Source organism: Vagococcus entomophilus, assembly GCF_003987595.1.
Classification (GTDB): Bacteria; Bacillota; Bacilli; order Lactobacillales; family Vagococcaceae; genus Vagococcus_E; species Vagococcus_E entomophilus.
Window position 1 is genome coordinate 408,158 of record NZ_NGJZ01000002.1, and the last position, 12,402, is coordinate 420,559.

Here is a 12,402-nt window from a genome sequence, read left to right on the forward strand (position 1 = left end):
TAAGCTCAGCGGAGTAGGAGACAGTATTGATGAAAACTTAAATAGAAGATCCAAAATCATGTATATGGCTTTGGGTCTTTTGTTTTATATTTTTGCAAAGTTTAGCGATTAAAAGTATGCACATTTTTGTTGACTAAGATTAATAAAATCAAGCAACCAGCGCTAGTTTATAAAATTTTTTTAGTTTGTGATATGAAAATGAATATTCTTATTTGGTTTTTTCATGAAAAATCCCACATTTTATTGCTATAATAGAGATGGATTGGTTATAATCAATGTGGATGTTTAAAGTAGATAAAAATAGTAAAAATTTAGGAGAAAAATAATGAAAAATAAATCAGTTTGGCCGATTTTTTGGATAATTCTGGTGCCAAATATTTTACTTGTTCCATTTATCATTCATCATAGTACCGTGATATCTGGAGATACATTATTCCATTTTAATCGGTTTTATGAGACAGCGATGCAATGGAAAAACCATAACTTTCAGTATTTTATTTCTATGTATGGTTTTTCGCAGTCTGCTCGGATTGTAAATGCCTTGTATAGTCCTTTTTTAGCCTATTTTTACGGGGCGCTTGTCTTAGTCTGTCAGTCTTGGTTCAAATTTCAGTTACTTGCCATTTCAATAAATAGTGCGGTAGCAGGGTTGTCGATGTATTATGCGCTTAAAACAAATAAGGTATCAACAAAAAATGCAACTATTTTAGCGATATTATATAGTACGACAGGTGGTGTTTTGCGATTTACAACACGGACTAATTTTATTGGCATTGGAGCAGCGTTACTACCGTTTGGATTAGCAGCAGCAACTAGAATGACAAGAAATGTGAACAGCAAAAACCTAGTGAATGTCTTAGAGCTTACGTTTGCAATGAGTATTTTGATACAAAGCCATCTTTTGACAGCAATCGAGTTGGTCTTGATTTTGATTGCATTCTTTGTGGTCGCTTTTTTAAAAACAAAAGATAAGAGAACGTTACTTTTGGCCGTTAGCAAAGCGGTGGGACTTACGCTTGTTTTGACGAGTAATATTTGGGGAGCAATGTTGGAACTATACACGAAGGATCATATTTTAAGACCTATTTTATTTTCAAATCCAGCGCAGGCGAGTATCCGGTCATTTGGCTTTACAAATTTGACGCTTCCTTTAGCAGTGCTTTTGCTCATGATTGGTGCAACTAGCTTTTATTACCGAACAATCACCACATTAACACAGAAAATGACTTTTATTGTTGGAAGTGTATTTTTTATATGTTCGACCGATTTGCTTCCGTGGAGTTGGATGTTTGCAAACATCCAAGGTCTTTCTATTTTGCAAATGCCATTACGTCTATTTGCCCCAGCTTTAGCGCTCTTATTAATATCGGCAGGGTTGCTCGCTGAGGAAATCCCAAAGAAAAGACAGGATTTCTTTACAAAAGGTCTTCTTATCGGAACGCTTGTGTCGCTACTATTCAGTTTGACTGCGACATATCAAGTAACCAAAGTCTTTACGACCTCGGATGTGATTAAAGATTCGTATGCACAGGTTTCAAAGCGTGATCCAGATGAAATTAGAGCTTCTTTTAACCAAGGACTACTGGCGCCTTTGCAAATCATGTACAAAGCAACCCCAGATTATCTACCTGTCCAAAGTTCTAGCTTTTGTTATGAAAAAGAGGATCCTTATGTTAAATATGAAAAACAGGTGATTGAAAATCCTCTAAAGGTTAGAAAAACGGTTGAGAATAATGAGTTGATTCTCACCTGGGTTAGCAATAATAGGAAAGAGGTAATGCTCCCAATTGTAGATTATGCAAATACACAAATTTGGCTAAATCAACATTTGCTCAAACATGAGGAGGTAAAACGATCTTCAATTGGAGTACTCTACGTTACACCCAAAAAAGGACTCAATGAGGTTCGTGTTACGTATGCAATGGATAAAAAAACCAAATTTTTGATTCTTTTAAGTTTATTTGCTTGGGGGGGATTGCTACTTTACATAGCAATCAAAATCTGGAAAAAATGCATGAGAAAACCCACTTATTTGATTAGCAGAAGGTAAAAAGAAAGGCTAAAAAAGAGAAAAAATATTGAGATTGAGGATACGTTGCATAGGATTTAGTTACTATGTTAGGTATTGTGCTTGCCTTTGATTTATTGGTTGTGGCTATAGTCTACGATTTTGGGACCATTTCAGTCTGGTAGCTTAGGTTAGTTATTTCAACTAAAATGATTGCCGACAAAACGTATTAATTGTGGGATGAGTGCTATTCCTGTATAAAGTTTGCTAGATAGTGAAAGGCAAAGGAAAAACGTTTAAATGAAAAAAGAATTTTCTAGTTTTAATCTAGAAAGTTTTTTGTTAGGTACCGAATCTTTTTTGTTGATTTTGAGAAGAAAGCATGCTAATATAGATTGTAGTTAGGTACCTAAAAAAAAAGGAGCGGATAAAGATGAGTGAATTGACTCAAAGCCTATGTGAAAATTTAGAGAAAGTTGTTCATCAGCATCATCGTATTGGAAAAAGAATGCACAATAAGGGAAGAAAACAAGACGCTTTTGCGCAAAAAAAAGTTTTAGAGCTTTTGACTCAAAATCAAGAGGAATTGACAATAAGTCGGCTGGTAGAACTTTTGGATATTCGACCATCTTCTGTATCAGAATTAGTTAAAAAATTGGAAGATGGAGGATATGTAGTACGAGAAAAAGATGAGAAAGATAAGCGTGTTATGAAAATTAAGTTGACTAAAGCAGGTAAAGAAATGAGTCAAGAGAAAAAGAGTCGGGCTAACGAATGGACAGAATTTTATTTTTCTGAGCTAACCAATGAGGAACAAAAAGAATTAAATCGTTTATTGGAAAAAGTATCTATGCAATCAAAAGAAAAAATCACAATTTGGATGGAACAACACGGCATAAATACTGTAGAATATAAGCTGGATGACGAGCACAAAAAAGCAAAACATCATAATAAAAAAAGAGTACATAAAGGAAAAAAGCATAATTAAGCAGTAAGTATGGGAGCGGGTCCAAGCGAGACAAGACTCATCACTTCAAATAAATAGCTTGACACTTAAAAAAAAATCAATTATTATAAGGACAATTCAATATTTGTTCGATGAAAAGAAGAGTACATAAATTATCTTTTTTAGAGAGTCCCTGTTTGGTGAAAAGGGATAAATGATGCTTTGTGGAAGATGGTCTTTTTGAACGCATTTGCTGATAGGTAAGCAATGCCGGTACGTCCCCGTTATCATAGGCGACAAGTTGCAATCAATCGATTAAGACTTGGGATAAGAGAAGTACAGAATACTTCTAAAAAAAGGTGGTACCGCGTAAATTCAACGCCCTTTTATTCAAATTTATTATTTGGATAAAAGGGCTTTTTTATTTAATAAAATATCAAAAAACAATGAAGTGGAAAGTAAGTATAAAAACGTTTAAAGAGAGCTCGGTACGGTGAGAACGAGTAGCGCAGATTATGCTGAAAATGGCCATAGAGTTGAATTGCTGAAAAATAGTTTAGGCAATTCCGGGTGCGCCCGATAAAGCGCTAAAGTATAGTTGTTTTGTACTTAATAAGGGGGAGCATGTGAGTGTTTCCTAAAAAAGAGGTGGTAACACGCAAAAGCGTCCTCCAAAGCATATATTAAAAAATATATGCTTTGGAGGACGCTTTTTGTTTGAAGAAAAAAAGTTGTTTTGCGAGTTAAGTGAAAAACAGGAACGCTTGACTCGTTATTGTTAAAAATAATGGGTAAAAGGATGGAGAAAGATGCGAAAAAAAATAGGATGGAGTCTAGTGCTAGTTATTCTCTTGATATTGGGGGGCTGCGGTCAACGAACGAAGGCTAGTGATGAGGGGAAAATCATTATTGGATCACTTGGATCAGACGCAGAAATTTGGCAATACATTGCCAAATCAGATGCAGCTAAAAAGGCTGGTTTGAATATAGAAGTACAAGATATCAATGATGGAGTAGCTCTGAATACTGCAACTGCGGATAAAAAAGTTGATGTAAACGCCTTTCAATCATACAGTTATCTGGTTAGTTTTAACAAAGACAGTAAAAGTAAGCTGATTCCTATTGCAACCACTTATTTAGAGCCAATGGGGATTTATTCAAGTAAAATCAAAAAAATTAAAGAAGTTCCAAATCATGCAGTTGTAGCACTTGCAGATAATCCAGCAAATGCAGCTAGAGGGCTCAAGCTATTGGCAGCTGCGGGCTTAATTACATTAAAAAGTGATTTTGACTCTGGCATTGGCAGCACCGCTGATATTGTAAGCAATCCCAAAAATTTAGTGTTTAAGTTGATAGATGATAAAACCGGTCCTAGAGTTTTAAAGGATGTAGATTTGGCCACAATAGGAAATACGATTGCTTTAGAAGGTGGACTAAACGTTTTAAAAGATGCGATTTATTATGAAAAAGTAGAGGCAGGAACAAAAGAAAATATCAACATTTTAGCAACAGCTTCTAGTAATAAAAACAACAAAAAACTTAAAAAATTGGCAAAGCTTTATCATAGCTCAGAGGTAAAAGCGTATATAAAAAAACATTTTGCTGGAACAAAAGTGGATGTAAATCAACCCATCAGCTATTTGAGCAATTAAATAAAAAAGAAAGTGTGGGAAAGCAATGATCGAATTAAAAGATGTCTCAATTATTTTTGAGCAAAAAGGAAAAAGAGTTGAGGCGGTAAAAGAGGTCAATGTTACAATCAAAAGAAAGGAGATTTTTGGCATCGTGGGCTATTCTGGGGCGGGAAAAAGCACCTTAGTGAGAGCGATTAATCTTTTACAACGGCCGACATCCGGAGAAGTAATTGTAGGAGGGAAAAAGCTCTTAGAGATGAATCAAAAAGAGCTTAGAAAAGAGCGCCAAAAGATTGGCATGATTTTCCAGCATTTTAATCTAATGAGTGCCAGAACCATTTTTCAAAATGTCTACTTTCCGCTAAGATATTCTAAACTTCCTCAATCAGAACGAATACAAAAAGTATTGTCATTACTCGACTTAGTTGGGCTTAAAGATAAAAAAGATGCATATCCCTCTCAACTATCAGGAGGACAAAAACAACGGGTCGCGATCGCACGAGCACTCGCAAATGATCCTGAGATATTACTTTGTGACGAAGCGACAAGCGCATTAGATCCTAAAACAACGTTGCAAATCTTGGATTTACTCAAACAGCTTAATGAACGCTTGGATTTGACGATTGTGCTGATTACGCATGAGATGCAAGCAGTAAAAGAGATCTGTCATCGTGTGGCGGTAATGGAAGCAGGGGAGATTATTGAGGAGAATGATATTGTTGCTATTTTCAATCGACCAAAACGTCCTTTGACACAAGATTTTATTCGAACTGCTAGCCATCTTGATCAGGCTATTGCGAAGATTGCACAAGATGAATCATTACTCTTACAAGCACAATCTCAAAATCAGCGACTAATTGAATTATCGTATGTTGGAGAAACGACGAATCAGCCATTAATTAATCAATTGTACGTTAAGTTTGGAATCGAAACCAATATTTTATATGGAAATATTGAGATTTTACAAAAAATACCAGTGGGGCATTTAATCGTATTTTTATCTGGAGCAGCGTCCGATATAGAAACGACACTCGACTATTTGAATCAGCAACAGGTAAGAGTGAAGGAAATAACTGCTTCAGAATTAGCAACAATTAAAACAAACAAGACGGAGGAGTTGTCATGACTGATTTTTTAATTCAGCACTTTCCCAATGTGATTTCATTGAAAGAAGAATTTATCCAAAGTACGATAGAAACGTTATATATGACATTCTGGACAGCGATAATTGCTGGAGTGTTAGGCATTTTATTAGGGGTAATTTTGGTTGTTACTGGAAAAAATGGTGTTCTTGAGAATCGACCTCTTTACAATGTGTTAGACAAATTGGTAAACATCTTTCGTTCCATTCCCTTTATTATTATGATTGCAGTGATTGTTCCTTTTACACGATTTTTAGTAGGCACTTCAATAGGGACTACAGCTGCTTTGGTTCCTTTAGTTGTGGGAACTACGCCATTTTTTGCTAGACAAATCCAAAACGCATTGCTTGAAGTGGATTCAGGTGTGATAGAAGCTGCTGAGTCTATGGGAGTGGGACCATTTGGAATTATTTTTCGGGTGTATTTAAAAGAAGGTTTGGTAAGTATTGTCCGTGTCAGTGCCTTAACCATTATTAATTTGATTGGTCTGACCACAATGGCTGGAGCAATTGGTGGTGGTGGGTTGGGAAATTTGGCCATAAGTAGAGGCTATAATCGCTTCCAAACAGATGTGACCTTAGTTGCAACAATTATCATCTTAGTTTTAGTTTTTATCAGTCAGTTTGCAAGCAATCTTATTATCAAAAAAATTACGCATGATTAAAGGAGAAAATAAAATGAAAAAGAATTTAAAAAATTTAGGGTTAGCAGTATTAGCATTTTTATTGATTGGCGGGTTAGCAGCTTGTGGGAGCGGCAGTAAGGAAAGCAACCAGTCAGTCCAAAAAGTAAAAATTGGTGTAGTTGGATCGGATACAGATGTGTGGGATACTGTTGTCAAAAGACTCAAGAAGAAAAATATTGACGTAGAATTAGTTAAATTTACAGATTATACGCAGCCTAATGCAGCTCTTGCAGAGGGAGAAATTGATTTAAATGCATTCCAACATCAGATCTTTTTAGATAATTATAATAAAGAACATGGAACAAAATTAGTTTCTATCGGAAATACTGTTAATTCTCCACTTGGTATCTACTCTCAAAAAATAAAAAAAGTTAGCCAAATTAAAAAAGGAGATACGATTGCTATCCCGAATGATACAACAAATGGTGGGCGTGCCTTACGTTTGCTGCAAACCGCGGGTCTGATTAAAGTGGATGAAGCAAAAGGATATACCCCAACGGTAGAAGATATTACAGAAAATAAACTAAATCTAAAAATCACAGAGCTAGATGCTGCTCAAACTGCTAGAGCGTTGGGAGATGTCACAGCTTCTGTTATCAATGGTGGTATGGCGGTAGACGCAGGATTGAATCCAAGTAAAGACGCAATTTACCTTGAACCAGTAAATGCATCTTCTAAACCATATGTAAATATTATTGTAGCAAACGAAAAAGACAAGAATAAAAAAGTTTATCAAGAAATCGTAAAAGAATATCAAACAAAAGCAACAAAAGAAGCGATAAAAGAAACGTCTAAAGGCGCAAACGTCGCAGCTTGGGAAACCTTTGGTAAAAAATAAAAGGAGCGAAAAAAATGACACAACAAGTAAAACTAACGATACATGATGAAATTAAACAGAATGCCCAAGAAGTAATTGAACTAAGAAGACATTTTCATCAACATCCAGAACCAAGTCTAAAAGAATATGAAACGATCAAAACTATTAAACAAAAGCTGGATGATTTAGGACTAGAATATGTTTCTGTTGGTGAAACAGGTGCACTCGCAACATTAAAAGGTGGCAAAGGTCCAGGAAAAACCATTTTACTCAGAGCGGATATTGATGCTTTAGAACTAGAAGATGCGACAGGAAAAGACTACGCCTCAAAAAATCCTGGTCTGAATCATGCCTGTGGTCATGACGGCCACGCTGCCGCGCTGTTGGGCGCTGTAAAAGTGCTGAAAAATCGTCAAGAGGAGTTTGCAGGTACCATCAAATTTGCTTTTCAACAAGCAGAAGAAATTGGTGCTGGTGCTAGACAGTTTGTCCAAGGCGGGTTTTTAGAAGAGGTAGATCAAGTATTTGGTATCCATGTTGACTCCAGTATTGAAGTGGGAAAATTAGTCGCAACTGGTGGGGCAACCAATGCATCGTGTGATATATTTAAAATTAAAGTGAGTGGAGAAAGTGGGCATGCATCTCGGCCAGATCTTGGGCGTGATGCGGTACTTGCTGCTGCAAGTATTGTGGTGGAACTACAAAAGATTGTCGCACGCGAAATTTCTCCGTTAGAACCGGTAGTCGTGGGGATTGGTGCGCTAAATGCAGGCACAAGATATAATATTATCGCCAATCAAGCGACACTTGAAGGGACTGTTCGAGCTTTTAGTCATGAAGCACGAGCCTTGGCAGTCAAAAGAGTGGAAGAAATTGCACGGGATGTTGCCAAAGCACATCGGACAACGATTACCTTTGAAAATTATGATGCCGCAGCACCACTTATTAATGAAAAAAATGCGACAAAACTAGCGCAACAAGTAGCAAGCGAGATTGTTGGGAGCAAGAATGTGATTCATGATAATCCCAAAAGTTTAGGTGCAGATGATTTTGCTGATTTTTTAGAAATTAAGCCAGGAATATATGGACGCGTGGGAATTCGAAACCCAGAAAATCCGGAGACGCAATATAGTCATCATCATGAAAAGTTTGATATGGATGAAAAAGGACTTGCTCTAGCAACAGAGTACCACGTCCGCTATGCGTTAGAATACTTAGCTCAGTAAATTAAACGAGTGGCAGGACAAATAGTAATTTTGTCCTGCCACTTGTTTTTTAGTGCGAGCATTTTTTAGCTATTTTTTATTAAAGGTTGAGTAATTAAAAATAACTTGTTATATTTTTATATAAAGACACTTTTTTGAAAGAGGTGAGACAAGTGATTACTATCCGACATTATCAAAAATCTGGGATTTTTTCAAATAAATCAACTGGAAATACTTTTATTATCCAAATACGAGGAGAAACAAAAGAGTATACATTGACTGCTTTTCAAGAAACGACTGAAAAATGGCGGAATTATTTTTTGTTATATTACAAAGAGCTAACGCTAGATTTGAATCAGACTGATGAAGAATTTGATATTGATTATTACTACAGCGAGTTTACCTTAAAAAGTAAAAGTTTTGAACGATTTGGTATTACAGTGGAAGAGAGGAAAAAATGGATTCGTTTTTGGTACTATAGTTTCAAAGAATGGCAAGAAGAACAAAAAGCACAATTGAATTTGTTAGAGCAAGAAAATCAAGAACTTTCAAAGCGATTGGCCTATCACAAAGAGCGCTTCGAACGACTGGATTTTTCTACAGAGAAGATGTTGCAAGACCCAAATTCTAATCCAGAAATGAGTAGTCAAATAGGTGAAAAGAATACTACAGAAAGCCAACAAAAAAGAGTAGAAGCTCAAGTGACTCCCTCAGAAAGGGTGGCAAATTTACTGTTAGTTGATCTTGATAAAGTGGCTTTGCAGGACGAAATCCTTGAACTATTCGACAAAATCAGAGAATCTAGCCCAAATAAATGGGTAAAAATGAAAGAAAGTTGCTATCATGTTCAAAAAAGCAAAATTAAATATTTAGGTTATGCTTGGGTTCATGCAGAAGAAATAGAAATGGAACGCTCTTTTTTTGAAAAAATCAATACTTATAAAAATGAAACACTAGAATTTGAAGCAAAAATTGAGGAGTATACAAAAAAAACGATTTTTGGTTACAAAATTCAAGAAAATAGATATCAGCAATGGCAGTTCTATTTAAAAGTAATGGACTATATCAACGGGTATCTTGGAGAAAGCTACCAAGAGGTTCAACTATAGATGGGCAAAAAAGGGGCAAAAAAATATACTGTTTTTTTCTAATATGATAGCATAGATTTAAAGGAGTGAGTGAAATGAGCAAAAATGAATGGGTCGACAAAGTAAAAGAATTAGTTGGAAATGGGAACGTAGAAGAAGCAAAGAAATTTATCGAAGATAACAAAGATGAACTCGGGGACAAAGTATCCGAGTTTAGTCATTTATTAGGTGACAACGCGACAGGTGTAGTCGATAAGGTGAAAGGTTTTTTTAAGAAATAGCTTGCTACCAGTGTTTGATAAAGCTAAAAAGCTAGGCAAAATAACTGTCTAGTTTTTTTTTTCAATTAAATATATGCTATAATGATGGATATTGACGAAAAAGGTAGGTAAATTATGAAATATGCAAAAAGGATTTTAATGGCGCTCATTTTGGGGATATTCGCTATCGTGCTAGGCGTGATTGTGATGGTGAATGTGTCTCCTAAGCCGTTTGTACACTGGTTGGCGCGTACACCGCAATTAACCGAGACACCGCCATCGCCAAAGAATATTCAGATTTACACGAGTCAAGTGACTCAATTGAAAAATTTAACCTATCCTTCAAAATATAAAGAAAATAAGCTAGATATCTACTTACCTAAGAAAGAGACTTCAAAAAAATATCCGGTTATTTTATGGGTTCACGGAGGGGCTTTTATTACTGGTGACAAAAAAGGACTCAAAGATTGGGGAAGTATGATGGCAAGTCAGGGGTATATAGTAGTGGCAATGAATTATGAAGTAGCACCTGCTGCACACTACCCAGCACCAGTTATTCAAACGAGTGAGGTGTACGCATACTTGAAGAAAAATGCACATCACTATCCCAATATGGATTTGGACAAACTCATTGTTGGGGGGGATTCTGCCGGTGCGCAAATTGCGGGTCAATTTATTGCTGTTCAAACAAATAAGTCCTTAGCTGATGAGATGAAGATGAAGCAAGTGGTGCCAAAAGACACAATAAAAGCGAGTCTTTTGTATTGTGGGCCTTATGACATCAAATACTTAACGAATGTTGAAGGACGTCTAAATCGGTTTTTTATCGGTCAACTCGGATGGGCGTATATTGGGCAAAAAAATTGGCAACAAACACAAGCAGCTCGGAATGCTTCTGTTAGTCAACAAGTGACAGCTGGGTACCCCCCGACTTTTTTAACAGATGGTAACTCTGGTTCTTTTGAAAAGCACGCAAAACGGTTGGAGAAAAACTTGAAAGAAAAACAAGTTCCAGTAACAACCTTATTTTTTGATGGGAAAAAGCAAATTTCTCATGAATATCAATTCAAGCTTCGGACAACTGAGGCAAAAGAGTGTTTTTCACAAACAAAGACTTTTTTAGAAAAATATGTAAAATAATCGACAACCGACTGCTATAAGAAAATGCCTGATTTTTTGTTAAGAATTACTTAAACAATTTATTGCAAAGAATTCACAAGATGATGTTAGAATATAATAAAAGAATAAAAAAGGAGGCAATTGAGATGGGCAAACAAGTTCCGCCGATTATTACACCGCTTGCCATTGTTTCCATAGGGCTAGCACTTGGAGCTACGACAACGATTGCCAAACAAGTGACGCAATCTGTTGCACCTAGTACGACACAGACTTCTACGACAAAAGGTGTTCCAACATCTGATTCTTCTACAAAAGAGACGAAAGATGGGTCGGCTTCAAGTTCAAATGGATCACAAACAACTTCAGAGTTAAGTAGCACTTCTGAGACGACTAGTTCTACAACTTCGAGCACTTATGATGAATCAAGTAGTAGCACTAGTACAACACAAGAAACAAGTACAACTAGTAGCCAAACGACTGGGGAAACAACGAATACGACAACGAGTACAACGACAGCGACTTCTACTAGTGGAGGATAAGAAAATTAGTATAAGTTGAAAGGAGCACAATTATGTTTACAATACTCGATGGTATCAATCGATTTTTAAGTTATTTAAATATTAACGTTAAAGCCAAGAATAGAACTTACTTAATAGTAGGTGTTATTAGCAATGCCTATATTGGTTATTTAATCTATCAATTTTTGTCAGTTCATTCTTATGTTCAAGCCATTATTTATAGCTTGATTTTAATTGTATTAATTTATTTTTGGATCACAAACTTTATTTTTTATTTTTATGATAGAAATGTTAAATGGGATATTTCTCCATGGGTTGAAAAAAAATTAGCGGCAAAAGAACTTGAAAATGCAGAAAAGAAAGATCATGTAGAAATTCCAACTGGAAAAGATGGCTCTCATTTGGTTATTTACGATAAGCAAGAAGTCACAGAACAAGGGCTAATATCGGAAGTAAAGGTGACACCAGAGGGGCAGAAGGTTCTGAGTGATTTGGTGCAGTACTTTAAACAACAGACTGTACAAAATATAGGGAAGCAAAAAAAAATCAAAGACAAAACATACAGCCTTGGAAAAAAACTACTAGTTCCGTCTAGTACAATTGAAGAAGAAGGAGGTCGACTCGCTTTATATATTGGGTTAAATGCGATTGAAAGAAAAAGAGTCGGCTATATCACAAAGATTGCAGAGGTTGATACCGCTAAAATGCAATCTTCCTATACTATTTTTCCAGCGAATGTTTACATAACTGGTGGGGAGTACAAAATGCCAGGAAGAAGAAAAGAAATTCTTCAAGGTTTCGACCCGTATCAAATTCATTTAGAAGTTTTATACGAGGCAAAGCTGTAAAAAGAACGAGAAAAAAGTAGGCGCATGATTGAAACGTGCGCCTACTTTTTTATGTTGTATTAGTCTAAAAAAGAGAGGCTATGTCTCTTTTTTAAGTCGATTTTAAGTTCCATTTTTTATAATCAGCTCATT

Annotated in this window: 12 protein-coding genes and 2 other annotated features; all 12 genes read left to right on the forward strand. The window is 35.9% G+C overall.

The features are described from left to right. The first annotated feature begins 325 nt into the window (after nucleotides 1-325). The 12 genes from CBF30_RS07920 (at nucleotide 326) to CBF30_RS07975 (ending at nucleotide 12,270) form a co-directional block, all read left to right on the forward strand. On the forward strand, nucleotides 326-2,050 hold the full coding sequence (locus tag CBF30_RS07920; RefSeq protein WP_126824833.1) for a hypothetical protein: 1,725 nt from the start codon (nucleotides 326-328) through the stop codon (nucleotides 2,048-2,050). Between the two features lie 391 nt (nucleotides 2,051-2,441). Beyond that, complete coding sequence (locus CBF30_RS07925) at nucleotides 2,442-2,996, forward strand: MarR family winged helix-turn-helix transcriptional regulator (protein WP_126824836.1); 555 nt, start codon at nucleotides 2,442-2,444, stop codon at nucleotides 2,994-2,996. A gap of 101 nt (nucleotides 2,997-3,097) precedes the next feature. After that, nucleotides 3,098-3,343, forward strand: a binding site (T-box leader). Nucleotides 3,344-3,391: 48 nt separating this feature from the next. After that, nucleotides 3,392-3,629, forward strand: a binding site (T-box leader). 134 nt (nucleotides 3,630-3,763) lie between these two features. Beyond that, nucleotides 3,764-4,606, forward strand: a complete 843-nt coding sequence (locus tag CBF30_RS07930; RefSeq protein WP_126824839.1) for a MetQ/NlpA family ABC transporter substrate-binding protein — start codon at nucleotides 3,764-3,766, stop codon at nucleotides 4,604-4,606. 25 nt (nucleotides 4,607-4,631) lie between these two features. After that, nucleotides 4,632-5,714 carry a methionine ABC transporter ATP-binding protein gene (locus tag CBF30_RS07935; protein WP_126824843.1) on the forward strand — a complete coding sequence of 361 codons (1,083 nt, stop codon included), beginning with the start codon at nucleotides 4,632-4,634 and terminating at the stop codon, nucleotides 5,712-5,714. Further along, entirely contained in the window at nucleotides 5,711-6,394 is a 684-nt protein-coding gene (locus CBF30_RS07940) for a methionine ABC transporter permease (protein WP_126824846.1), read from the forward strand. Before CBF30_RS07935 ends, CBF30_RS07940 begins: the two co-directional genes overlap by 4 nt. Before the next feature lie 13 nt (nucleotides 6,395-6,407). After that, nucleotides 6,408-7,253 (forward strand): MetQ/NlpA family ABC transporter substrate-binding protein, encoded by an 846-nt coding sequence (locus CBF30_RS07945; protein ID WP_126824849.1) that lies wholly within the window; start codon nucleotides 6,408-6,410, stop codon nucleotides 7,251-7,253. 14 nt (nucleotides 7,254-7,267) lie between these two features. Next, entirely contained in the window at nucleotides 7,268-8,458 is a 1,191-nt protein-coding gene (locus CBF30_RS07950; protein WP_126824852.1) for an amidohydrolase, read from the forward strand. A gap of 152 nt (nucleotides 8,459-8,610) precedes the next feature. Then, complete coding sequence (locus CBF30_RS07955) at nucleotides 8,611-9,546, forward strand: hypothetical protein (RefSeq protein WP_126824855.1); 936 nt, start codon at nucleotides 8,611-8,613, stop codon at nucleotides 9,544-9,546. Between the two features lie 74 nt (nucleotides 9,547-9,620). Beyond that, complete coding sequence (locus tag CBF30_RS07960) at nucleotides 9,621-9,806, forward strand: hypothetical protein (RefSeq protein ID WP_126824858.1); 186 nt, start codon at nucleotides 9,621-9,623, stop codon at nucleotides 9,804-9,806. Nucleotides 9,807-9,920: 114 nt separating this feature from the next. Then, nucleotides 9,921-10,925, forward strand: a complete 1,005-nt coding sequence (locus tag CBF30_RS07965) for an alpha/beta hydrolase (RefSeq protein WP_126824861.1) — start codon at nucleotides 9,921-9,923, stop codon at nucleotides 10,923-10,925. Nucleotides 10,926-11,050: 125 nt separating this feature from the next. Then, a complete protein-coding gene (locus CBF30_RS07970; RefSeq protein WP_126824864.1) occupies nucleotides 11,051-11,443 on the forward strand; it encodes a hypothetical protein in 393 nt (130 codons plus the stop codon). A 32-nt stretch (nucleotides 11,444-11,475) separates the two neighbouring features. Further along, the gene (locus tag CBF30_RS07975; protein WP_126824867.1) at nucleotides 11,476-12,270 is read left to right on the forward strand and encodes a DUF6681 family protein; all 795 of its coding nucleotides are present in this window, start codon (nucleotides 11,476-11,478) and stop codon (nucleotides 12,268-12,270) included. Nucleotides 12,271-12,402: the final 132 nt, after the last annotated feature.